The 22590-nt window shown below is 65.6% G+C and carries 27 protein-coding genes and 1 tRNA gene; 12 read left to right on the top strand and 16 right to left on the bottom strand.

The window, feature by feature from the left end:
- Positions 1-35 precede the first annotated feature (35 nt).
- Genes ACOZ4O_RS12660 through ACOZ4O_RS12680 form a run of 5 tightly spaced genes read left to right on the top strand, consistent with a single transcriptional unit; the run spans position 36 to position 2220 of the window.
- Positions 36-320, top strand: a complete 285-nt coding sequence (locus ACOZ4O_RS12660; protein ID WP_424525776.1) for a 50S ribosomal protein L44e — start codon at positions 36-38, stop codon at positions 318-320.
- Positions 320-493, top strand: a complete 174-nt coding sequence (locus ACOZ4O_RS12665; protein ID WP_424525778.1) for a 30S ribosomal protein S27e — start codon at positions 320-322, stop codon at positions 491-493. The genes ACOZ4O_RS12660 and ACOZ4O_RS12665 overlap by 1 nt, the downstream gene beginning before the upstream one ends.
- Complete coding sequence (locus ACOZ4O_RS12670; protein ID WP_424525780.1) at positions 490-1293, top strand: translation initiation factor IF-2 subunit alpha; 804 nt, start codon at positions 490-492, stop codon at positions 1291-1293. Before ACOZ4O_RS12665 ends, ACOZ4O_RS12670 begins: the two co-directional genes overlap by 4 nt.
- Entirely contained in the window at positions 1290-1460 is a 171-nt protein-coding gene (locus tag ACOZ4O_RS12675) for an RNA-protein complex protein Nop10 (protein WP_424525782.1), read from the top strand. The genes ACOZ4O_RS12670 and ACOZ4O_RS12675 overlap by 4 nt, the downstream gene beginning before the upstream one ends.
- 4 nt (positions 1461-1464) lie before the next feature.
- Positions 1465-2220, top strand: a complete 756-nt coding sequence (locus tag ACOZ4O_RS12680; RefSeq protein WP_424525784.1) for a proteasome assembly chaperone family protein — start codon at positions 1465-1467, stop codon at positions 2218-2220.
- Between the two features lie 54 nt (positions 2221-2274).
- Here ACOZ4O_RS12680 and ACOZ4O_RS12685 read toward each other — a convergent pair whose 3' ends face one another.
- A complete protein-coding gene (locus ACOZ4O_RS12685; protein ID WP_424525786.1) occupies positions 2275-3054 on the bottom strand; it encodes a winged helix-turn-helix transcriptional regulator in 780 nt (259 codons plus the stop codon).
- Between the two features lie 176 nt (positions 3055-3230).
- Between ACOZ4O_RS12685 and ACOZ4O_RS12690 the strand changes: the two genes are divergently transcribed.
- The 3 genes from ACOZ4O_RS12690 to ACOZ4O_RS12700 are packed head-to-tail and all read left to right on the top strand — an operon-like array spanning position 3231 to position 5873.
- On the top strand, positions 3231-4424 hold the full coding sequence (locus ACOZ4O_RS12690) for a threonine synthase (RefSeq protein WP_424525788.1): 1194 nt from the start codon (positions 3231-3233) through the stop codon (positions 4422-4424).
- 49 nt (positions 4425-4473) lie between these two features.
- Positions 4474-5142: a metal-dependent transcriptional regulator gene (locus ACOZ4O_RS12695; RefSeq protein WP_424525790.1), complete on the top strand. Its 669-nt coding sequence runs from the start codon at positions 4474-4476 to the stop codon at positions 5140-5142.
- Positions 5139-5873 carry a TMEM165/GDT1 family protein gene (locus ACOZ4O_RS12700; protein WP_424525792.1) on the top strand — a complete coding sequence of 245 codons (735 nt, stop codon included), beginning with the start codon at positions 5139-5141 and terminating at the stop codon, positions 5871-5873. Before ACOZ4O_RS12695 ends, ACOZ4O_RS12700 begins: the two co-directional genes overlap by 4 nt.
- On the opposite strand, the gene ACOZ4O_RS12705 is transcribed toward ACOZ4O_RS12700, so the two are convergent.
- The 11 genes from ACOZ4O_RS12705 to ACOZ4O_RS12755 form a co-directional block, all read right to left on the bottom strand.
- Positions 5870-6556 carry an HD domain-containing protein gene (locus ACOZ4O_RS12705; protein ID WP_424525794.1) on the bottom strand — a complete coding sequence of 229 codons (687 nt, stop codon included), beginning with the start codon at positions 6554-6556 and terminating at the stop codon, positions 5870-5872. The two genes, ACOZ4O_RS12700 and ACOZ4O_RS12705, sit on opposite strands and share 4 nt — an antisense overlap.
- A 113-nt stretch (positions 6557-6669) precedes the next feature.
- A complete protein-coding gene (locus ACOZ4O_RS12710) occupies positions 6670-6987 on the bottom strand; it encodes a hypothetical protein (RefSeq protein ID WP_424525796.1) in 318 nt (105 codons plus the stop codon).
- 167 nt (positions 6988-7154) lie between these two features.
- A tRNA-Gln gene (locus ACOZ4O_RS12715) sits at positions 7155-7258 on the bottom strand.
- 43 nt (positions 7259-7301) lie between these two features.
- Positions 7302-8039, bottom strand: a complete 738-nt coding sequence (locus ACOZ4O_RS12720; protein WP_424525798.1) for an HNH endonuclease — start codon at positions 8037-8039, stop codon at positions 7302-7304.
- Positions 8040-8085: 46 nt separating this feature from the next.
- The gene (locus ACOZ4O_RS12725; RefSeq protein WP_424525800.1) at positions 8086-8433 is read right to left on the bottom strand and encodes a hypothetical protein; all 348 of its coding nucleotides are present in this window, start codon (positions 8431-8433) and stop codon (positions 8086-8088) included.
- A gap of 37 nt (positions 8434-8470) precedes the next feature.
- On the bottom strand, positions 8471-8911 hold the full coding sequence (locus ACOZ4O_RS12730) for a metal-dependent transcriptional regulator (protein WP_424525802.1): 441 nt from the start codon (positions 8909-8911) through the stop codon (positions 8471-8473).
- A gap of 126 nt (positions 8912-9037) precedes the next feature.
- Positions 9038-9532, bottom strand: coding sequence for a ferritin-like domain-containing protein (locus ACOZ4O_RS12735; RefSeq protein WP_424525804.1), 495 nt, complete (start codon positions 9530-9532; stop codon positions 9038-9040).
- A gap of 51 nt (positions 9533-9583) precedes the next feature.
- Entirely contained in the window at positions 9584-10081 is a 498-nt protein-coding gene (locus ACOZ4O_RS12740; RefSeq protein WP_424525806.1) for a GNAT family N-acetyltransferase, read from the bottom strand.
- A 34-nt stretch (positions 10082-10115) separates the two neighbouring features.
- Entirely contained in the window at positions 10116-11375 is a 1260-nt protein-coding gene (gene sufD / locus ACOZ4O_RS12745; RefSeq protein ID WP_424525808.1) for a Fe-S cluster assembly protein SufD, read from the bottom strand.
- Complete coding sequence (sufB, locus tag ACOZ4O_RS12750) at positions 11372-12799, bottom strand: Fe-S cluster assembly protein SufB (RefSeq protein ID WP_424525810.1); 1428 nt, start codon at positions 12797-12799, stop codon at positions 11372-11374. The genes sufD and sufB overlap by 4 nt, the downstream gene beginning before the upstream one ends.
- 9 nt (positions 12800-12808) lie before the next feature.
- Complete coding sequence (locus ACOZ4O_RS12755; RefSeq protein WP_424526176.1) at positions 12809-13714, bottom strand: ABC transporter ATP-binding protein; 906 nt, start codon at positions 13712-13714, stop codon at positions 12809-12811.
- A gap of 161 nt (positions 13715-13875) precedes the next feature.
- Between ACOZ4O_RS12755 and ACOZ4O_RS12760 the strand changes: the two genes are divergently transcribed.
- Positions 13876-14622, top strand: coding sequence for an SDR family oxidoreductase (locus ACOZ4O_RS12760; RefSeq protein WP_424525812.1), 747 nt, complete (start codon positions 13876-13878; stop codon positions 14620-14622).
- On the opposite strand, the gene ACOZ4O_RS12765 is transcribed toward ACOZ4O_RS12760, so the two are convergent.
- Positions 14623-17322: a DNA-directed DNA polymerase gene (locus ACOZ4O_RS12765; RefSeq protein ID WP_424525814.1), complete on the bottom strand. Its 2700-nt coding sequence runs from the start codon at positions 17320-17322 to the stop codon at positions 14623-14625.
- Between the two features lie 94 nt (positions 17323-17416).
- Between ACOZ4O_RS12765 and ACOZ4O_RS12770 the strand changes: the two genes are divergently transcribed.
- The 3 genes from ACOZ4O_RS12770 to ACOZ4O_RS12780 are packed head-to-tail and all read left to right on the top strand — an operon-like array spanning position 17417 to position 18352.
- Positions 17417-17611, top strand: a complete 195-nt coding sequence (locus tag ACOZ4O_RS12770) for a DUF7331 family protein (protein ID WP_424525816.1) — start codon at positions 17417-17419, stop codon at positions 17609-17611.
- Positions 17612-17642: 31 nt separating this feature from the next.
- The gene (locus ACOZ4O_RS12775) at positions 17643-17930 is read left to right on the top strand and encodes a DUF7322 domain-containing protein (protein ID WP_424525818.1); all 288 of its coding nucleotides are present in this window, start codon (positions 17643-17645) and stop codon (positions 17928-17930) included.
- Complete coding sequence (locus ACOZ4O_RS12780) at positions 17927-18352, top strand: DUF7346 family protein (protein ID WP_424525820.1); 426 nt, start codon at positions 17927-17929, stop codon at positions 18350-18352. The genes ACOZ4O_RS12775 and ACOZ4O_RS12780 overlap by 4 nt, the downstream gene beginning before the upstream one ends.
- On the opposite strand, the gene rad50 is transcribed toward ACOZ4O_RS12780, so the two are convergent.
- From rad50 to ACOZ4O_RS12795, 3 genes are read right to left on the bottom strand one after another with little or no spacing between them, the layout of a single operon-like run.
- Positions 18339-21005: a DNA double-strand break repair ATPase Rad50 gene (gene rad50 / locus ACOZ4O_RS12785; protein ID WP_424525822.1), complete on the bottom strand. Its 2667-nt coding sequence runs from the start codon at positions 21003-21005 to the stop codon at positions 18339-18341. The genes ACOZ4O_RS12780 and rad50 overlap by 14 nt on opposite strands.
- Entirely contained in the window at positions 21002-22207 is a 1206-nt protein-coding gene (gene mre11, locus ACOZ4O_RS12790) for a DNA double-strand break repair protein Mre11 (protein WP_424525824.1), read from the bottom strand. The genes rad50 and mre11 overlap by 4 nt, the downstream gene beginning before the upstream one ends.
- Positions 22208-22249: 42 nt before the next feature.
- Positions 22250-22498 carry a MarR family transcriptional regulator gene (locus ACOZ4O_RS12795; RefSeq protein ID WP_424525826.1) on the bottom strand — a complete coding sequence of 83 codons (249 nt, stop codon included), beginning with the start codon at positions 22496-22498 and terminating at the stop codon, positions 22250-22252.
- Positions 22499-22590 lie beyond the last annotated feature (92 nt).

The following is a 22590-nucleotide window of genomic DNA, read 5'->3' on the forward strand; positions in this document are numbered from 1 at the left end:
CCCCAGTCGAAGCAGACGACAAGAGTCGATTCACTATGCAGATGCCACGCCGCTTCAACACGTACTGCCCGCACTGCAACGAACACAACGAACACGAGGTCGAGAAGGTCCGCTCCGGTCGCACCTCCGGCATGACGAAAGTCAACGGCCGTCAGCGCGCCCGGAAGACCTCCCGCATCGGGAACGCCGGTAAGTTCTCGAAGGTCCCCGGTGGCGACAAGCCCACCAAGAAGACGGACCTGAAGTACCGCTGCAGCGAGTGTGGGAAGGCCCACCTTCGCGAGGGATGGCGCGCCGGCCGACTGGAGCTTCAAGAATAATGCCCGGGAACTTCTACACCGTCGAATGTCCGGACTGTGAGAACGAACAGGTCGTCTTCGGGAAAGCCTCCAGCGAGGTCGCGTGCGCCGTCTGCGGCACGACGCTCGCACGCCCGACCGGCGGGGAGGCCGACATCGAGGGCGACGTCCTCGAAACCGTCGAGACTCGATGAAGTACGAAGGCTGGCCCGAGCCCGGTGAACTCGTCGTCGGAAAGGTCGACGAGATAGAGGACTTCGGCGTGTTCGTCGACCTCGAGGAGTACGAGGACAAGCGCGGGCTGGTCCACATCAGCGAGGTCGCGTCAGGCTGGATCAAGAACGTCCGCGACCACGTTCGCGAGGGACAGACCGTCGTCGCGAAAGTCCTCGACGTGGACACGGACGCCCAGCAGATCGACCTCTCCATCAAGGACGTCAACGACCACCAGCGCTCGGACGCGATTCAGGACTGGAAGAACGAGCAGAAGGCGGACAAGTGGATGAGCATCGCATTCGGCGAGGACATGAAGGACGACCAGTTCCGCGCCGTCGCGAACGAACTGCTCGCCGAGTTCGGGAGTCTCTACGAGGGCTTCGAACAGGCGGCCATCCACGGCCCGGACGCGCTCGAATCCACCGACCTGGACGAGGACGAAATCGAGACTATCGTCGCCACGGCACGCGACAACGTCTCCGTCCCCTACGTCACCGTGACGGGATACGTCCACCTCGAATCCGCCGCGGGCGACGGCGTTGACGACATCAAGGAATCCTTGAAGGCCGCGGAGGGCGACGACGAAATTCCGGACGAGATCGACCTCGACGTGACGTACGTCGGGTCGCCGGAGTACCGCATCAAGGTGCAGGCGCCGAACTACAAGACCGCGGAGGATGAACTCGAAGCGAGCGCCGCCCGCGCGACCGACGCTATCGCCGCGGCCGGCGGGAGCGGTGAGTTCCACCGCGAACGCCAGCTCGACGAAGACCAGTGAAGTCCGACATCCGGGTGTGCCGCGACCACGACCGCCCGGTGTACACGCTCTCTTCTAGCTGTCCCGAGTGCGGGAGCGACGCGGAGAACAGCGCGCCAGCGCCGTTCAACCCCGAGGACCCGTACGGGGAGTACCGACGCGCTCTTAAGAGACGCGTTCGGGACTAGGGGCATGCAGGAACTCGAAATCGAGACGGTCGCGGACGCCGACCTCTCCGACCCCGTGTTCGTCGAGGGGCTTCCGGGCGTCGGACACGTCGGGAAACTCGTCGCCGAGCACATCGTGGAGGAGGGGGACAGCACGCTCGTGCGACGCGTGTACTCGGAGCACTTCCCGCCGCAGGTGACCGTCGGCGACGGCGGTGTCGCGGAACTCGCGCACGTCGAGGTGCACGCCGTCGAGACGGACGGCCGCGACCTCCTCGTGCTCACGGGCGACCACCAAGCCCAGGAGAACGCCGGGCACTACCGAGTGACGGACGCCTTCCTCGACATCGCTGGGGAGTTCGGCGCGACGGAACTGTTCGCGCTCGGCGGCGTTCCCACAGGAGAACTCATCGAGGAGTACGGCGTCGTCGGCGCGGTCAGCGACGATTCGCTCACGGACGACCTCGAAGACGCGGGCGTCGAGTTCCGATCGGACGAACCCGCGGGCGGCATCGTCGGAACTAGCGGCCTCCTGCTCGGCCTCGGCGGCCGCCGCGGGTTCGACGCCGTCTGCCTGATGGGCGAGACCTCGGGCTACCTCGTCGACCCGAAGAGCGCGAAAGCCGTGCTCGAAGTCCTCGAAACCCTCCTCGGGTTCGAGGTCGACTTCGACGCGCTGGACGAGCGCGCCGACGAGATGGAGGACGTGGTCGAGCAGATGCAGCAGATGGAACAGGGACCGAGTCCGGGGAGCGAGGACGACCTCCGGTACATCGGCTGAGCGCGTACTCCGAGTTCTTCTCTTAGCGGGTCGGACGACTAGAAAGCCGTTCGCTTAGCGGTCGACGACTTCGTAGGTCGCGCCGGCGTCGCGGAGCGGGTCGGTGACGCGGCCGACGGCGTCCGCGGTGGCGACGACGACGACTTCGAGGCCGCGGCTCGCGGCGTCGGCGGCGACGTCGCCGACGGCGAACGTGGTCGCGGGTTCGGCGTCGGTCTTTCTGAGTGCGACGACGGCTTCGACGCCCGCGGCGAGCACGAGGTCCGCTCGATTCACTTTGGCGGCGAGTTCGTCGAGGTCGACTTCGCCGCTCCCACCGGAGCGAACTGGCGGCACCTGTTGGACGGTCACGGACCCGGGCGCGAGGTCGATAATGCCCTCGAAGCCCGTGACGCCCACGTCCTTGCCGGCCGCGGCGTCCGTGGTCGCGACGCCGGTCGCCGGCCCGCCCTCGCCGGGCGTGGCGTGCAGCAAGCCCTCGCGCATGTCGAGCGTGACGGTGTCGCCCTGCGCGATGTCACCGGTGGCGATGGCGGCGTCCTCCTGCACGCTCCCGAGCACGTCCTCGGTCACGCGGTCGGCGTACCGCCGCACGTCGTCCGCCGTCCTGAGGAGCCAGTCCACTCCCTCCTTCGTGATGCGGTAGCGCGACCGCCCTTCCTTCTCCACCAGTCCCTCCTCCGTGAGTTCCCGGATGTACTCGGAGACCGCCTGCGTCGTGACGCCGACGGCGTCCGCTATCTCGCCCTGACTCACCGCGGGCTGCCGGTCCGCGATTTCAACAAGAATCCGGAAGCGCGTCGCGGAGCGCTTATCGGAGAGCACGTCGGCCATACCCGAGTCCGGGTGTGGGACGGTCAAAGTTCCACCGGTCGCGTGAGAGAGCGGAGCGAACGAACGCGGCCCAACAAACGGAGTTTGCGTTGGTCGCGCGAGGGAGCGAAGCGGCCCGAGTGCGACTCTCGTTCCGCAAGGGTAACTCCTTTCGACGCGGGCCGTGCAGTGTGTGTATGGAGACGACTGAGGCGTTCATCGGGTTGCGGTGTGTGGAGTGTGGGGAGTTGTTCGACGCCGAGGAGGCGACGCATCGGTGTCCTGAGTGCGAGGGGATTCTGGACCCCGAGTACGATTTCGACGTGCTGGACGTGTCGCGGGAGACGTTCGAGGGGCGTCGGTTCGATTCGATGTGGCGGTACGAGGAGTTGTTGCCGTTCACGCGGGCGTCGGCGGTGTCGATGGACGAGGGCGCGACGGCGTTGGTGAACGCGCCGAAGCTCGCGGACGAACTCGGGGTCGGGCGCGTGCTCATCAAGGACGAAGGGCGGAATCCGACGGGGACGTTCAAGGACCGCGGGCAGACGGTCGCGGTGACGGCGGCGAGTCAGCACGGCGCGAGCGACGTGGCGCTGGCGTCAGCGGGGAACGCGGGGCAGGCGGCGGCGGCGTACGCGGCCCGCGCGGGCCTGGATGCGCACGTGTTCCTGCCGTCGCGGTCTGGGTTCACGCAGAAGGCCATGGTGAACGTCCACGGCGGCGACATGACGGTCGTCGAGGGCCGCATCGGGGACGCGGGCGCGGCGTACGAGGGCGCGATGGAGGAGAACCCCGAGTGGTACTCGGTGAAGACGTTCGTCACGCCGTACCGCCACGAGGGGAAGAAGACGATGCTGTACGAGACGGTCGAGCAGCTCGACTGGGAGGTGCCGGACGCGGTCGTCTACCCGACCGGCGGCGGCGTCGGATTGGTCGGGATGCACAAGGCCGCGAAGGAGCTCCGCGACCTCGGCCTCACTGACGACCTGCCGTCGATGTACGCGGCGCAGGCGGAAGGCTGTGCGCCGGTCGTACGGGCGTTCGAGGAGGGGCGGGACGTGCACGAGCCGTGGCAGAACCCGGACACTATCTGCGGCGGCATCGAGATTCCCGACCCGGGCGCGAGTCCGCTGATTCTGGATGCGCTCCGGGAGTCCGATGGTGGCGCGGTGGCGACGAGCGACCAGGACATCCTCGATTCGGCGGTGACGGTCGCGCAGAACGAGGGCGTCGAGATGGGGGCGACGTGCGCCGCGGCGGCGTCCGGCGCGTGGGAGCTCGCGCAGCGCGGCGAGTTCGACGAGGACGACACGATAGTCCTCCTGAACACGGGTCACGGGAGCAAGGACGACGACATCCTTCGCAGTCACCTGATGAGCAAGGGCATCTAGTCGAGGGCACAAACTTCATAGTTAGACGTCCCTAATTCTCTGGTATCGAATGCTCTCCGACGTGATGGAGGACTACCTGAAGACGATTTACATGCTCCAGCGCGAGCACGGCCCGCCCGTCCGCACCTCGACCGTCGCGGACGCGCTCGACGTGACCTCGCCGACCGTCACCTCGATGCTGGAGAAACTCGAAGACCGCGGGTTCGTCACCCGAGAGAAGTACAAGGGCGTCGAACTCACCGAGGACGGCGAAGCGGTCGCGCTCGAAGTGCTTCGCCACCACCGGCTTCTCGAAGCCTACCTCGCGGAACACCTCGACTACGAGTGGTCGGAGGTCCACGACGAGGCGGACGCGCTCGAACACCACATCAGCGAGGAGTTCGAGCGACGTGTCGCCGAGGCGCTCGGTGACCCCCGGGTCGACCCGCACGGCGACCCGATTCCGAGCGCCGACCTCACGCTCGCAGAGGACGACACCGTCTCGCTCGCGAGCGCAGAACCCGGCGACGACGTGGTGGTCGCTCGCGTGAGCGACCGTGACGACGAGGAACTCCGCTACCTCTCCGAGGTCGGCGTCGAACCCGGCACTACGCTCACCGTCACGGACACGACGCCCATCGGCACGCTCGTCCTCGACATCGACGGTGAGACCGTGACGCTCCCCGAATCGGTCGCTGCGACCATCCGCGTCCGTCCCGTGTCCGAGGTGAGCGCATGACGGCGAGCGGCCTCCAGGGCATCATCGAACAGTACGCGCACTACGGGCCCTTCCTCGCGGCGTTCCTCGCGAACCTCCTCGCGACCTTCGGCGACAAGGGACAGCTCGCCGTCATCACACTCGCCACGAAGTACGACGCGAAACGCATCTTCGTCGGCGCGATGGCCGCGTTCACCGCGTGGAGCGCGCTCGAAGTCGTGTTCGGCAGCACCATCACGCGCGTCGTCCCGGCGTCCACGATGACCGTCGCGACCGGCGGCCTCTTCCTCGCCTTCGCGGCGTGGACGCTCCTCAACGTCCTCAACACCGTTCGCGCCGACCCACTCACACCCGTCGACCCGATGAGCGTCGTCCCCGCGTCCCTGCGCGGACTCACGGACGGCCACGGCCCGACCCTCACCGGGTTCACGTTCATCGGACTCGCCGAGTTCGGCGATAAAACCCAACTCCTCACCATCGCGCTCGCCGCGACGTTCCCGAACTCGCTCGTCTCCGTCTTCCTCGGCGTCGTCGCCGCGCTCGCGCTCCGCACCGGCGTCGACGCGCTCATCGGCGAGCAAGCCGAACGCGTCCTTCCCTCGCTCTACATCGAGGTCGCGTCCGCGGTCGTGTTCGCCGCGTTCGGCGTGTTCGTCTTCGGCGCCATCGGCGAAACCGTCCTCATCATCGCGGTCGTCGCCGCGCTCTTCTTCTGCGTTGGCGCGGCCGCTGAACGCTACCACGCGGCCTAGAACCGCTCGTCGGTCTCCATCCGCGCGACCTCGCCCTCCAGCCACTCCCGGAACCACCGCACGCGCTTCAGCCGCTCGTGCGCGATGGACTCCGCGGTATCGCTCTCCACGCGACTCACCGCTTCCTCGCCGCGCTCGTACACGCGCTCTATCATCTCCGCCGAATCCATGTGCGTGCGCGCCTCGTACCCCATCCGCAACAGCATCAACACCGTGCCGTTCGCACCGACCTTATCGAGCAAGTCGGCCTCCACGAGACACCGCGCTTCGAGCGTCAGGTCGCCGAGCGACCCCTGATAGGAGTGCTTCGCGATAGCGTCGCAGACACGGTCGACGAACGACGCCGGATAGTCGCCGTGCGTTTCGAGGAACTGCCGCGCCACCCGCGCACCCTCCTCCGCGTGCACGTCCTGGTCGGCCTCCAGTTTCGCCACGTCGTGGAAGAGCGACGCGACGCGAACCACGTCCACGTCCGCGCCCTCCTTCTGCGCGATTTCGACCGCGAGGTCCGTCACGTTCAGGATGTGATTGAACCGGTACTCCGCAGAGTGCCACGGATACCACCGCATCCGACCGCCGCCGTCCTCGTTCTCCACGCTCGCCCGGAGATAGTCCGAAACGAACGTCTTCATCTCCGCAAGCTCCTCGGACGAGACGGACGATTCCCTTATCTCGACGCCCATCTCACCACCTCCGTTCGAATCCGATACGTACAACTCATTACGTAGACGAACGCCTGTTTCGCTCTTTAGCCTTTTGCAGGCCACCCACACACCCACGAAGAACCCGTGACGCGCTAGTTCGCGCGCTCGCCCGGCAACCGCGCGTCCTCGATCGCGTGCTCACACTTCATCAGTGCCTCCGTCCGGTCCTCCACGCCAGCCAACTCCACCGACTCCACCACCGACCACTCGTCGTCGAACACCACCGCCGTCGCCCGCGACTCCGTCACCAACACCACCGCCTCACTCACCGTCACCTCCTCCATCGACTCCGCCCGCACCGCCTCCTCCTGCTCCACCGGCACCACCAACTCGAACGCGTCCGACTCGTTCAACGCCGCCACCTCACCCATACTCAACGCCCGCCCCGGCAACGACTCCAAGACACTCATACTCTCGAAGAAACGCCCGGCGAGGAAAACCACTGCGCTCCCCACCCAAAATATGTTAGAAAATTACCATGATCTCGGGCAGATTCGAACCACGAAAACTCGAATCCGCTCGTTTTCGGGGCTGCGAATCCACGGACTATTCGCTCGTCACGTTCTTTCTCGCAGAATAGTCCCGGGCGGATTCGAACCGCCGTCATGGGCTGTCTTCCCGGTACGCTTCGTACCGCACCGGTCCAAAGGCCCATATGATTGGCCACTACACCACGGGACTGTACTATAATTGTAGACGCGGGACCATACAAGAGAATTACCCTTCACTGATTCTGTGGGAGTTCGACGGCGCCGGCTTCGACACGCCGGTGACACGGCCGACAGAGCGCGATAACGTTGTCAAGCCGGTGGGCGTCCCGTACGTTCTCGAACTCCCGAACGGGACGAATGTGGTGTACGTCCGGGTGTCGCGTTAGTTGCCGCTCGCTCCGCAGACAGCGCTGACACCGATACTGGTCGCGCTGGAGCGCTCGCCGCCGAATCTTCCACCACGTCCGGCCGTATCGAATCGGCCCACCCGCCCACTGGTGATGATTCTCCCCGACCACGTACTCGGACAGCCACTCGGCGTAACACGAACTGTCACAGAAGCCGCCGCGCGGGTTCGCCGCCCGAGAGGGAACGACCGTGTTTTCACTGTCGCAGGCGGGACATTCCGTCACGACGCGTTCTCGCTCCGCCGGGTTCTCAGGAAGCAACCCATCCGCGTTCTCAACGCAATTCGGGCAGTACACGCCCTTCTTGTTGGACGGATAGTAGTCGAACTCGTCTCCGCAGCGCTCGCACGTAGTACGCTCCTTCGCGTCCCGGTAGTTACCGTTCTTCTCACCGCGCTCGCTGTAGCAGTCGTCACAGTACGTCCGCCGGGATTTCGGGTCGTAGAACTCGCGCTCGCAGTCAGCGCAGGTGCGGTTCGGGAGTGGATCGCCGTGGACTATCGTATGATGCTGACGTACACCCTGTTCGGTCCGAAGGTGTTTCCCGCAGGTCGGACACTCCATGCACCGAACACGAAGCCCGCAATATAGTCAATTTCGCCGACGTCGGTTACCGGTCGGTTTCGTCGCCGCTCTCCACGTCGATTCGGGTGACGTCGCCGGAGTCGCTGCTTCGGTCGCTGCCGCCGAAGATGGTGTTGCGGACGTCGTCCGCGAACGACTCGACTTGGGATTTGAGGGTGGAGACTTCGTCTTCGAAGGTTTCGACGGTGCGTTCGACGTAGTGGACGCGTTCGACGGGAATGCGTCGAACCACGTCCTTTCCGTCGTCTTCGTCGACTTTGAGAATCCAGTGGTCCTGGAAGTACGCGATGTGTTCGTTCTGGAGTTCGCGTTCGACGGTTCCCTCGTCGGGATCGTCGTAGACGATTTGCGCCGTGCCGAGGTTGTCGTCCATACGCGATGGTTGTGGGCGAGCAGTGTAGGTGTGGCGGCTAGTCGTCCGCCTGCACGCCTTCGAGTTCCTCGACGAGTTTCCCGCACGCGTCGGCTTCGGGGTCGAAGCAGGCGGGACAGTCTGGTTCGCGGTCGATAATCATGTCGAGGCGGCCGGCGACGGTTTCGTCGATAACGGGTTCGAGCTGGCGCGCTTCTTCTCGATACTCCTTGACGTCGAGGACGTTCGCGAGGAAGCGTTCGAGGATGCAGTACGTGCCGAGCGCTTCGACCGCGCGCGCTTCGCCGTCGTCCGTGAGCGCCGCGCCCTTGTACTTCTCGTGGGTGACGAGGCCGCGTTCTTCGAGTTTTCCGACCATCTCGTTCGCGCTTGCGGGACTCACGTCCAGTCGGTCCGCGAGCGCGCCGGTCGACGCCGGGCCGTCCTCCAACTGCTGGACGACGAAGATGGTTTTCAGGTACTGGTCCGCTGTATTCATGCGAACCACCTCGTGGTTCGCGTGAGTGCGTCGCGCGCATCGCGTGCGACGAAATTCACGGCTCCCTGGGAGCCGTGAGCGAGCGAGACTGACGGTCGCGCTCGGTTCATTCGGCGCTCACCCCGGTCATACGCGGTCCTCCATGAGGTTCGCGACTTCTTCGACGCCCTCCGCTTCGGCCTGCCGAATCTCTTTGAGCACGCCGAGCAGGCTGTCGCGGGGGACGCTGAACTCCGCGTCGCTCGACTCGATGGCGTCGATGAGGTCGTCGTAGAACTTGTAGGCGGTCTCTTCGCCGTTCAGTTGGTCGTAGAGCACGCCGTCGAAGTCGTCGGGGCGCGTCTGTGCGTACTGGGCGTTCACGAGTGCTTGGATGTCGTCGAACGGAATGCTTTCCGCGTCTAATTCGTCGACGAGGTCTTCGAGGCGTTCGCGGTGCTGGTGTGATTCCTCGCGCGCGTCGGCCAGGAGGCCCTCGATGCGTTCGTCGCGTTCGTCCGCGGGGAGTCGCTGGTAGTGCTGGTAGGCGCGTGCTTCGACGACCTCTTCGAGCACGATTCCGATCTGGAGGAGGCGTGCGAGCTGGTCGTCCGAATCCACGCGTGCGGCGACTGAACTCACGGTTCACCTCGGCGTCCGTCCGTCATACCTGAGTCGTCGGTCCGCGCGAACTTAAACGGTGCCGTCGAGTCGCTTCACGTACACTGCGTCCCGAGTGTCGAACTCGTTCGGCTTTTCGCGTACGAACCGGAACCCGCGCGCCTCGTAGAACCCGCGTGCGCGGTCGTTCCCAGCGAGCACCACCAACCGCAGCCGCGTCACTGCGTCCGAGAGCCGGGCTTCCGCGCCGTCGAGCAGGGTCGTTCCGACGCCGGCGCCGTAGTGCTCGGGGTGGACGTAGATGCGGTAGACGCTCCAGGTATCCCCGTCGTCCGTCGGCCCGACTTCGACGAACCCCAGAACGTCGTCGCGTTCCGCGACGAGGAACACCGACTCCTCGTGCTCGATAGCATCCCGGAGGTCGGACTCCGTGTAGTGCGCCGCGAGAAACTCCTCGACGCGGTCGTCGCCGACGAGCGGCGCGTGCGCGTCGCGCCACGCCGCCGCCGCTATCTCTCGGACGCGCGCGGCGTCCCCGGGAACCGCGTCCCTGACGGTGCTATCGCTCACACTCGTTTCTCAGGTCCGCGAAAGAAAAAACCGCCTAGTTGAGGCGTTCGTGGATGCGCTCTTCGAGGTCGTCGCGGAGTTCGTCCACCGCAATCTCTTCGAGAACGGGGACGTAGAACCCCTCGACGAGCATGTTCTTCGCGGTCTGCTCGGGGACCGCGCGGTTCTCCATGTAGAAGAGGTCCTCCTTGTCGATCTGACCGACGGTTGCGGAGTGACTCGCTTCCGTGTCGTGGTTGTTGATGATGAGCTTCGGCGACGCGTCCGCTTCGGACTCGTCGCTGAGCATCAGCGTGTTCTCGCGCTGGTAGCTCGAGGTGTCCCAGGCGTCGCGTCCGACGTCCTGAACACCTTCGTAGACGGAGCGCGCGTGGTCGTCGATGACGCCGCGCGTGACGAGGTCCGCGGTCGTGTGCTCGGCGCGGTGCCAGACCGCGCTCTCCAAGTCGAAGTGCTGGTCGTCGTGTCCGAAGAACGCGCCGACGATCTGAGTCTCCGAACTGTCGCCGTTGAGTTCGGTGCTGACGGCGGTCTTCGTCAGCCGACTCCCGAGGTTGCCCTCGATCCAGTCAATCGTACTGTAGGTGTCGGCATCACCGCGCTTCACGGTGTAGTTGTACGTCTGCTGGTCGAAGTCCTGCAGGCTCCCGTACTGGACGTACGAGTTCTCGCCCGCCGCGACCTCGACGATACCGGAGTAGTACCGCTCGCCTGCTCGCGGTTCGTCACCGCTCGCTCGTTCGGAGTCGCTACGCGACTCCAGTTCGTCGCCGGTGTCCTGTCGCTCCAGAATCGTGACCGAGGCGTTCTTCTCGGTGACGACGAGCGTGTAGTTGAACAGCGACCGGCCGTTCATCGTCGTCCGCACCTTCACGTCCTCCGCATCCACGTTGCTCGGGACGTAGATGACCGTGCCGGTGGTGAACAGCGCCGTGGAGAGCGCGGTCAGCCGGTTCTCGGTCGTGGAGACGACGGACCCGAAGTGTTCCTTCACGAGGGATTCGAGGTCGGCGTCGTCGAGCGCGCGGTGGAACGGAACGACCGTCGCGTCCTCGTCGACTTCGAGCTCTTTCTGCTCGGTCTGCTTGTGCGGTTCGACGAGGGACTCGAAGTCGAGGTCTTCGAGGTTCGTCCACGTCCGCCCGGGCGTCTGGATGACGCTCGGGAAGTCGAGGCTGTCCAGTTCGTCGAGTGCGTCGAGGCGCGTTTCGAGGAGCCAGTCCGGCTCGTTTCGCTCCTCCGAGAGCTGGCGGACCGCCTCCTCGGTGATGCCGTCGTGGAGTTGCGTGCTCATCCGAGACTCCCCTCCATCTCCAGTTCGATGAGACGGTTGAGTTCGACCGCGTACTCGATGGGCAGTTCCTCCGTAATCGGTTCGATGAACCCGGCGACGATCATCTGCTTCGCGTCGTCGTCGTCCAACCCCCGACTCTGGAGGTAGAACACGTCCTCGTCGCCGATCTTCCCCACGGTCGCTTCGTGGGCAACGTCGACCTTCGACTCCTCAATCTCCATGTACGGCATCGTGTCCGACGTGGACTCGTTGTCGAACATCAGCGCGTCACACTCCACCGACGTGCTGGAGTTCTCCGCGCCGTCAGCGATGTGGACGAGACCGCGGTAGTTCGTGCGGCCGCCGTCCTTGCTGATGGACTTGGATTCGATGGTGGACTTCGTCTCGGGCGCGTTGTGGTAGACCTTCGCGCCGGTGTCGATGTCCTGGTCCTCGCCCGCGAACGCGATGGTGATGTGGTTGTCAGTCGCGCCGCGGCCCTTGAGGATGGTACAGGGGTAGAGCATCGTCGCCTTCGACCCCATGCTACCGGACACCCACTCCATCGTGCCGTTCTCCTCGACGATGGCGCGCTTCGTGTTGAGGTTGTACGTGTTCTTCGACCAGTTCTGCACGGTCGAATACTGGACGTGCGCGTCCTCGCCGACGAAGACTTCGACGCCACCACTGTGGAGGTTGTGCGCGCCGTACTTCGGCGCGCTACAGCCCTCGATGTAGTGGACTTCGCTGCCCTTCTCCGCGATGATGAGGGTGTGCTCGAACTGCCCCATCCCCTCGGAGTTCATGCGGAAGTACGCCTGAATCGGCATCTGCACCGTTACGTCCTCGGGGATGTAGACGAACGAGCCGCCGGACCAGACTGCGCCGTGGAGCGCGGCGAACTTGTTGTCGCTCGGGGGCACGTTCTTCGTCATGAAGTGCTCCTTCACGAGCTCGGGGTGCTCCTGGACGGCCTTGTCCATGTCCATGAAGATGACACCCTTCTCCTCCCACTGCTCCTGCATGTTCTGGTAGACGATCTCGGACTCGTACTGCGCGCCGACGCCCGAGAGCGCCTCACGTTCGGCTTCCGGGATGCCGAGCTTCTCGAACGTGTCCCGAATCTCGTCCGGGAGGTCTTCCCAGGAGTCCGCGCCGCCGCGAGCGTCGATGTCGGGGCGGATGTAGGGAACGATCTCTTCGATGTCGAGTTCGGTGAGGTCGGGCTGGCCCGGCCAGTCCGTCGGCATCGGCATCTCCTGGTAGTGTTCGAGCGCGCGGAGACGCCGCTGCAGCATCCAGTCCGGCTCGTCCTTGTCGTCCGAGATGAGACGGATTGTCTCCTCGGTCAGTCCTTTCTCCGACTCGAACGCCGATTTCTGTTCCTTCTTGAACTCGAATCGGGCTTCCGTGTCGGTTTCTTTGAGGTGTTCGTCTGAGCTCATAATCGTGGTTTAGGCCGCGTTGTAGACCTCGTCACGCACCCAGTCGTACCCCTTGTCTTCGAGCTTCGCCGCGAGCTCGGGGCCGCCTTCCATCGCGATCTCGCCGTCGAGCATGATGTGAACCGTGTCAGGCTCGACGTAGTCGAGGATGCGCTGGTAGTGCGTGATCTGGAGGATGCCGGTACCCTGTTCGTCTCGGAGGGCGTTGATGCCGTCCGCGACGTCCTGCAGGCGGTCGATGTCGAGACCGCTGTCGATCTCGTCGAGCACCGCGATAGCGGGCTCGAGAATCGCTGCCTGCAGGACTTCGTTCTGTTTCTTCTCGCCGCCGGAGAACCCGGCGTTGAGGTAGCGCTGTGCGAACTTCTCGTCCATGTCGAGGAGTTCCATCTTCTCCGAGAGGAGCTGCTGGAACTCGGCGACGCCCACGTCACCCTCGTCGGCGGGGCCCTCCATCGGGCTGGTGTCGTAGCCGGCTTCCTCGTCTTCTTCCTCCTCGTCCTCGCCAAACAGGAGTTCCTCGCGCTCTTCGAGTTTCGCGTTGAGCGCGGTGCGAAGGAAGTTCGTCATCGTGACGCCCTCGATTTCCGCGGGGTACTGGAACGCGAGGAACACGCCGAGCGCGGCGCGTTCGTTCGGCTCCATGTCGAGGAGGTCCCACTCGCGTGCGTCCTCCGGAATCTCGTCGACGTCGCCGAAGTCGTCGTCGTCGAGCGTGAGTGTGATGGAGCCCTCGGTGACATCGTAGGCGGGGTGGCCCGCGATGACCTTCGAGGTCGTGGACTTCCCGCTGCCGTTCGGACCCATCAGGGCGTGAATCTCGCCGGTGTCGACTTCGAGGTCGACGCCGTTGAGAATCTTCTCGCCCTCCTCTGCGACTTCTGCGTGTACGTTTTGTAGTGTAAGCGTAGCCATGCCTTCAGTCATGTCGAAGGAGGTGTTTGCGACGCATAATGCTTACGCATCCACGGGTGTCACGTTCTCTCAAACACAAATTAATTTCTCAAAACAGGAAAGTCGGCGTGGGGGAGCGGAGACGGGGAAAGACCGAAACCCCCGCTCGACGCATGGCCCGTATGGGTCAGGACACCCCGATCGACGGACGAACCGCGGTCGTCACCGGTGCGAGCGCCGGAATCGGCCGCGCGACAGCGCACGCGCTCGCGGCGGACGGCGCGAACGTCGCGCTCGCCGCGCGCAGAACGAACCGACTGGAGACCATCGCGGACGAACTCGAAGGAGAATACGACGCGGAGACGCTCGTCGCCACCACGGACATCACGGACGAGACCGACGTGAACGCGCTCGTCGCCGACACCGTCGACGCCTTCGGCGGCCTCGACGTGCTCGTGAACAACGCCGGCCTCGCCCGCGGCGACGGCGACGTGGCCGACATGGACACCGACGCGTACCGGACGATGATGGACGTGAACTGCACCGGGATGTTCTACGCCACCCGCGCCGCCCTCCCGCACCTCGTCGAGTCGCGTGGCAATCTCGTGTTCGTCGGGAGCTTCGCCGGCCAGTACCCCCGGCCCGGCAGTCCCGTGTACGCCGCGACGAAGTGGTGGACGCGCGGGTTCGCGCACAGCGTCGAAGCCCGGTACGGGTCGGACGGCGTCGGCGTCACCGTCGTCAACCCCACCGAAGTCCGCACCGAGTTCGGCGGGGACTCCGGCGAGAGCTTCGAGGACCGCTTCGACCCGGGCGAAGTCACCGAACCCGCGGAAATCGCCGACGCAATCGCGTTCGCCGCCCGCCAAGAACAGTCTACCGCGAGCGAAATCGACCTCTACCGACGCGACAAGTTCAGCGACTGGTAGTCACATATACGAGCCGAGACCGGTCTGTGTCTGCCCGCTCTTCACTTCCTCCCACGACACCTCGAGCGCTTCGAGGATGCGCTCGATGGGTCCCTTGAGCGTCTTATCGAGCATCGTGTTCCAGTCCACCTCGAACTCCGCGGGCACCTGGTCGGCGTACTCGTAACAGATGACGTCCGGGTCGCGCTTGAAGTCGCCGTAGAGCGGGTCGGTCTGCGGGTCGAGTCCCTTCTCGGATTCGACGCGCCGCCAGAACTCCGGTTGCACCTTCGCGAGGTAGAGCCGTTTTGGCTTCGACCCGCGCTGGAAGTTCGTGCCGAGCAGGAGGTTCGCGTACTTCGCGCCCCGAACCTGCGCGGTGTCCGTGTCGTAGTTGTCGAGGCGCTTCCCGATACCGCCCGGAATCCCCACATCGTCCAGGTCCACGTTCCCGGCCTGGAAGTCCTCGATGATGGCGTGCACGTAGTCCTTCACGCTGTCCACGTCCTCGCCGTGGACGATGCGGTCGATGACCTCCTTCTGCACCTCCTTCGTGATGGGCGCGATGTCGCTTCGCTTGTACTCGAAGCCCGTGATGTCGATGTCGTCGACGTCCTTGCCCTCCTTCCAGACGATGTGGCCCGCGTACCGCTTCTTCTTCCCCGCCTGAAAGAATCGCCGATAGAGTTTCTCGAACTCGATCTGGAACCGGTGTTCCTCCGCGTTCAGGTCGTCAGCCGCGAAGTCGTCGTACCGACCGTTGATGTGCTCCTCGATTTCGAAGGACGTCTCGATGGCTTCCTCCTTCGAGAACTCACCGCCGAGCTCCAGCATGACGCTGTCCGTGTCGCCGTACGCGACTTCGTGACCGATTTCGTTCGCGGCCCGCTCGGTGAACTCGATGACGTCGCGGCCGGTGGCGGTCACCGCGGCCCCCATCTCCTTGTCGTAGAGGCGGAAGCGCTCCCAGCCCAGCACGCCGTAGAGCGAGTTCATGATGACCTTCACCGCGGCCTGCTGGCGGTCGAAGCGCTCGTACCCCTCGCTGTCCGGGTCGTGGTCGTTCCGCTCTGATTTCTTCTGCTCGCGCTCCTCGAGGAGTTCGTCGACCATCTCCCGGATGACGCCGTCGGGATTCTTCTGGAAGTGCGTGCCGTTCGGCGCGACGTACGTCTCGCCGTCGTAGTTTTCCGGATTGACCTTCGTCTCGGGGCTGGCGTTGATGGTCACCATGCACATCGGGTAGAGGGATTTGAGGTCGAGCACAGTGACGTTCTCGCGGACGCCCGTGATGGGGTCGAACACCGCGCCGCCCTCGTAGTCCTCGGATTCCTGTTGGCCCTTCGAGGGGAGCGCAAAACTCCCGTGGACTTTGTGGAGGACGTACATGTCGACGGCGTCGCCGGGCGTCGTCGCGTCCTCGAGTTTACACCCGACGAAGGCCGCGACCTCCTCCCAGAACGGAATCACGTCCTGCTTGCGGTCGATTTCGACGCAGAGCTCCACGTCCCGGACGTTGTATTCGAGGAGGCGTTCGGGGTCTTGCTCCCAGAGGTCGCCGATGTCGCCCGTGTAGCGCTCCTTCCCGACGCCGAGTTCGGTCTCCGCGACCGCGTCGAGGCGGTAGGAGTCGAGTTCGCTGAACTGCGTGCGCTGGTAGGCGTACAGGAGGTCGAACACCACGCGGCCCTTCACGTCCGGGCCGCCCCAGCCGCCCGTCCACACCTCGTCCACGCGGGAGAGGCGGTCGTAGGACATCCCGAGCACGTCGAGGCGGTCGATGAAGTACGGCGCGTCGAAGTCCTCGAAGTTCCAGCCCGTGAGCACGTCCGGGTCGGTGTCCTCGATGTACGTGAGGAAGGCATCCAGCATCTCCTCTTCCTCGTCGAACGCGCGCACCTCGACCGACGCGTCCGCCTTCTCGTCCAGTAGGTCGTAGTCCGCGAGATCGTCGGGCGCGGGGACCTCCGCGTCGGGCGCGTCGTAGAGCCACGCGATGTACTCGTCTCGGTAGTTGTCGTGGCTGGTGAGGCAGACGATGGGTTCCTCGCCGTCCTCCGGGAACCCGGAGCGGTCGTCCACCTCGATGTCGAACGTGTTCACGCGCAGCGTCGCCTCCGCCTCCACGGCCTCGACCTCGCCGTGGTGCGCGACGAGCGCGCCGTCCTCCTCCGCGCGGCGCTCGGGCACCCGGAGGCCGCTGTTCACGTCCTTGTCGATGAGGAAGCGGTTCGGGAAGAGGATGTCCGCCTCGTAGTGCTCGAAGCAGTCCCGGATGTTCCCCACGTCCCGGGGCGTCCGCCCGAATACCTTCGTCAGTTCAGTGCCACGAATGCTCTCGTAGCCGTCCTCGCTGCCCGTGATGACGTCGTCCTGCAGGTCGCCCTCCGAGAGGCTGTCCGTGGGCGTGTAGAAGTAGGGACGGAAGCCGTGGATGCGGACGTGCTCGGGCGTGTCGTCCGCGCGGCGGCCGAAGACGTGGATGATGGGGCGTTCGCGGCTCCCCCGTCCCTCGACCGTGTAGTCGACCTGGGTGACCGCGATGTCCACGGTGCCGTCTGTGTCCGGGAGCGCACCCTCCTCGGCGTCGATAATCTCGTTTACCACGGGGTCGCCGTCCCCGGCGACGTACCGCGCCTCCGCGGCGGGCCGGGCGCCGTCCCCCTCGACGGCAGCGTCGTCCTCGCCGCCGTCGAAGTCCGTCAGGCTGGCGTTAGGCATTGCTCCTTCCTTGGTCGCGCCCGACTAAAAGACCCTGCGTCCGCCGCCCGCGGGGAAAAGGGTTATAGTGTGGTACTTCTTATCGTGGGTTGAGGTGACACACGTGTCCGACCACGCGACGACGGGTGATGAAGAGCGCCGGAACCACGTACCCCAGCTGCCGGAGGGGGAGGAGGGTCCGACCGTCGAGTCCTACGACACCGAGGACGGGGTCGTGCTCTACGACGCGGACAACCCGCTCGCGTGGCTCAAGGCCACGAACGCGATGCCGCTCGCCGAGCAGCGATAACTTTTCTTCGCTCCGCGGCCTCCCGCTATCCGTGTACAATCCGCTGAAACCGCAGACCGCGGTCCCCGACGACGACGAGGACGGGGAGTCGACGGAGGTCCCGACGGAGATCAAACTCCGGTTCTGGAAGCTCGTCGCCTTCCTCAACGTCGGCATCCTCCTGTTCGCCCTCGGCCTCATGTTCCTCGCGTTCCGCGGCCTGCTCGCCGTCGGCGGCGGCACCGCGCTCGCCGGCGCGGCCGTCCTCGCGTACTGCGCGTGGGACTACAAGCGCTCGAAGGCCCGCATCGGCGAAATCATCGACCGGAGAGAGGAATGACGCAGCCAGTCCGCTACGACGGCGACGTCTACCTCCGCGTGAAGGAGTCCTCGGAGAGCAGTCTCGTCCGCGACCCCGAGACCGGCGAGGAGACGCACGTCCCGAACGCCGACCTCGAACCGCTCGACCAATCCGCGCTCGAAACCCGCGCGGCCGCCGTCCCCGGGAGCGTGCGCGCCGTCCTCCGCGTCGCCCACGACGACCGCTCGCTCGGCCTCCTCCTCGACCTCCACGAGAACGGCCCGCGGCCCGTCCGCGACATGCTCGCCGACTACTCGTTCTGCGAGAGCGACCTCCTCGGCCTCCTCACCGAATGCCGCGCCGCCGGCGTCGTCGAGGAAGCGACAGTCGCCGGCGAACCCGGATACGCGCTCACGTCGACGGGCGACCGCGGCGTCGCGAAACTCCTCAATCGGCGTTGAGCGTCGGCGTGTCGTGCTCGACGTGCGAGCGGTTCGTCGTCGCGTCCTTCTGCACCCTTACGAGGTCGTCCGCCGCGCCGAGCAGGCTCTCGTCGTGACTCACCACGAGAATCTGTTCCACGCCGACCGCGCGCATCGACTCCACCAGTTCCACGAGCTGTGAGACGTGCCCGGAGTCGAGGAACACCGTCGGCTCGTCCAGAATCAGCGGCGGCATCGGCGCGGACCCCTCGATTCCCTCCGAGAGCAATCGATAGATGGCGCAGCGGAGGCTGAGGTTGAACAGCGCGCGCTCGCCGCCGGAGAGCTGTTCGGGGTCGAGGCGCTGGCCGTCCTTCTGGTACACCGTCAGTTCGTACGTGCCGTCGAGTTCGATGCGGGCGTACGAGTCGTTCTGGTAGACGAGGTCGAACGTCTCGTTCAACAGCCGTTCGAGCCGGTCGACGTTACGCTGCCGGAGCTCCGCCCGGAGGTCGCCGTACAGCGACTCCAGTGACTCCGTCTCCCCGTGCACGTCTTGTAACTCGGACACCGTCTCTTCGAGCGCGTCACGCTCTTCGCGGAGGCGTTCGAGCGTGTCGATGTCCTTCTGCACGCCGCCGAGTTTCCCCTGAATCTCGTCGCGGCGCTCGCGCAGGGCGTCGAGTTTCTCCGCGACCTGTTCGAGGTACTGCGCGGCCTCCTGTTTGTTCGTCTCCGCGGTCTCGATGCGGTCCTCGTCGTACGCGTCTTCGAGCGACCGCTTGCGCTCGCGGAGGTCGGACAGCCGCTCGCGGCGCTCCTCGTTGCGCTCCGCGAGACTCTCGCGTTTCTCCGCGACGCGCTCCGCGGCGTCCTGCGCGCGCTCGCGCTCCCGGAGCGCCTCCGCGAGGTCCCCGAGCCGTTCGACCTGCTCGTCGAGCGACTGCTTCTCCGTCTGGAGGTCGCCCAATCGTTCGCGCTGTTTCTCCACGCGCTCGCGCGCTTCCTCCGCGTCCTCTCGCTTCTCCGACGCGCGCTCCGCGAGGTCGTCGACACGTTCGCGGCTCTCCTCCGCGTCCGAGCGCTTCTCCGCGACCGCTTCGGCCTTCGCCTCTCGCACCTCCGCTTTCGACTCGCGGCGCGATTCGAGGTCCGCGACCGTCCGTTCCACCGATTCGAGTTCGTCCGCGCGCTCGATGCGCTCCGCCACGTCTTCGAGTTCACTCTCGATTTCTTCTAAATCTGCTTCGAGGTCGCTGACGCGCTCGCGGTGGTCCTCGATGGCCTCGACATGCGGCGACCCCTCGACTGGCTGGCCGCACTCCGGACACTTCCCCTCCGCGAGCAACTCCTCTGCGTCCTCGACGCGCGAGCGCGCCGACGCCAGTTCCTCGCGGACCTCGGTGCGTTCCGTGCGAAGGTCCTCGCGCTCCGCTTCGAGACTCTCACGGTACGACTCGGCCTCGCCGAACGCGACCGGCGCGTCCGCGAACGCCTCCCGCGCGTCCTCGATGTCGTCCTCGATGGCCGCGATTGTGTCGTCCAGTTCCTCGACCTCCGCGGCCGCGTCCTCGGCGTCGCTCTCCAGACTGTCCGCGCGTTCGCGCGCCTCCTCGGCCCGCTCGTCGAGTTCGTCCGCGCGCTCGGCGGCGGACTCGGCGTCCTTCCGGTCGCTCGTCATCTCGCTCGCGACCTCTTGAACCTCGGACTGCACTTCCTCGCGTTCCGCTTCGAGGTCCGCGCGGCGTTCCTCGACCGTATTGAGGTCGGCGTCCCCGTCGAGGTCGGTGTCGGCAACGAGCGCGTCCACGCGCTCGTCGAGTTCGTCCGCGCGCTCGCGGTGCTCCCGCAGCGTCTCTCCCAGTTGTTCCCGCTCGTTCTCGGTGTCGCTGATGGTCTCGCGGAGCTCCGCGATGGTTTCCCTGACGGAGTCGAGTTCCTCGCGTTTCTCCTCGTACTCGGAGAGCACGCGCTCGGCCTCCTCCTTCGTCTCCCGCGCGTTCTGCTGGTTCTCCTCGAAGCGCTCTATTTCGGACTCGACCTCCGCGAGGTCGGACTTCAGTGCGTTCCGGCGCTCGTGGAGGTCCTGGTCTTCGAGATCCGCCACGTCCTCCGCGCGCTGTTCGAGGCGACTCCGGTACTCCGTGAGCACGTCCTCCACGCCCAGCCGAGCGTCCCCGGCGCGCTCGCGGTACTCCTCCAGTTTGCCGAGCTGGAGGAGGTCATCTATCATGTCCTGGCGCTCGCCAGGACTGGCGTTGATGAGTTTGTTCACCTCGCCCTGCCGGACGTACGCGCAGTTCACGAACGCCGACGCGTCCATCCGCAGGAGGTCGGCGACGTGCCCCTCCACGTCGGTCACGCCCTCGATACTTCCGGAGGGCGTGGTGAGAACACAGTCGTGGCGGCCGACGCGTCCGTCCCGAACCTTGAGTTCGCGGGAGAGTTCGTACTCCGCGCCGTCGTGACTGAACCACAGCGTCACGGACATCTCCTCCGCGCCCGTCGTCACCACTTCCGCGGCCGTCCCGGAGACGGCGTCCGTCCCGTACAGCGCGAAGAAACACGCTTCGAGCAGGCTCGACTTCCCGCTCCCGTTCAGGCCGTACACGACGGTGACGCCGCGGTCGAGTCGCACGTCCTCCGCGTCGTAACACTTGAAATTCCGGAGCCGCACGCGCTCGAACTTCACTGGAACTCACCCATCGCCGCCTGCCCATCGGTCTCGTCGCTCGCTCCGTCGCCGTCCGCCGCGTCATCGACGCCAGACGGTGGGTCGCCGTCGGGCGGCGAGTCGGCGTCAGGCGCGTCCGAGATTGCTTCCTGCACGCGGTCTTTCACCGCGTCGCGGACGTTCGCGTCGGCGAGTTTGCTCTCCCGGACGGTCTCGTCGATGTCGCGTGCGGTCGCGCTCAGTCCCAGTTCGCGAACGCGCTCGCGGACGGCCTCGTCGGGGTCGGCGAAACTCACGTCGATGTCGGTCTCGTCCTCGACCTCGCGGCGGTCGTTCACGCGGGTGACGAGCGCGCCGCGCTCCTCGCCGAACGCCTCCACGTCGGCGGGCGTCACCTGACCGCCCTCGCCCTCGACGGTGACGACGACCACCGCGTCCGCCACATCGGCGTCGCGGACGCGGTCCCGGACGTACGCCGTGCCCTCGTCGCCCTTCAATTCGAGGTCGAGGAAGACGAAGTCACGGGTGTCCACGCCCCGCCGAGTGATGGTCGCGCCGCCGTCAAACGTGACGATGTTGTAGCCGCGGGGGTCGCGTTCGCTCGCGCTCGCGCGCTCGGTCGACCCGCAGTACGTCACCCACGTGTCCATCACTTCCGCGCGGTCGGGTGCGTGGTTGTCGCCAAGGAGGAACGCGTCGAAGTCGACGTTCGACTCGCCGAGCACGGTCTCGGTCTCCCAGTTCGCGTGCGGGAACGGCGTAAACAGGCCGTGCGAGACGAGCGCGGCGTGCTCGGTTTCAGGGGGTGTGAACTCGTAGTCGAGCTGGTCGCGTTTCGACTCCGGGACGTAATCGAGACCGTAGAACGTCGTATCCCCGACCGCGGTTCCGTCGGCGTCGAGTCGCGTGGCGAGGCCGAGCGTTTCGAAGAGGTCGAGCCACTGGCCCTGCCGCGTGCTCTCGTGGTTCCCGACGACGGCGAGGAAGGGGATGTCGTTCTCGCGGAGGGGCGTGAGGATGTCGATGGTGTCGAGGAGGTCAGGGAGACCGGGCTGGCGGTCGTGGTAGAGGTCGCCGGCGTGCACGACCGCGTCCACGTCGTCCTCGACGGCGTCCTCGACGACGCTCCGGAACGCGTCCGCGAAGTCCTGGCGACGCACGGGGGAGTGGTACTGGCGGTAGCCGAGGTGGGTGTCCCCCGTGTGGATGACGCGCGTCATTATCACTCCCTACTCCGGCGTTCGCGGATAAAGGTTCGGCGCTCAGACGTCGAGGCTGTAGAGGCGTTTGCGGGCGTCGGTGAAGGAGAAGCGGGAGTCGACGACGCCCTCGTCTTCGAGGCGGGTGAGCGCGTACCGGACGGTGCGCGCGGGGAGGAGGGTTTCGTCGGCGATTTCGCTCTGGGTGAGGGTGTCCTCGTACTCGAGGACTTTCGCGACGAGTTTCGCGCTCGGCGGGAGGTCGCGGACGCGTTCGAGTGTGTCGGCTTCGGCGGACTGAATGGCGCTCATCACCACCTCCTACACCATACCGGGTGATAATATCTTCGGTTCAAACTAATTACTACTGGTTATATTACTGTCACCCGAACTCATTTAGGAAC

This window comes from Salarchaeum japonicum (assembly GCF_049705945.1).
GTDB lineage: Archaea > Halobacteriota > Halobacteria > Halobacteriales > Halobacteriaceae > Salarchaeum > Salarchaeum japonicum_A.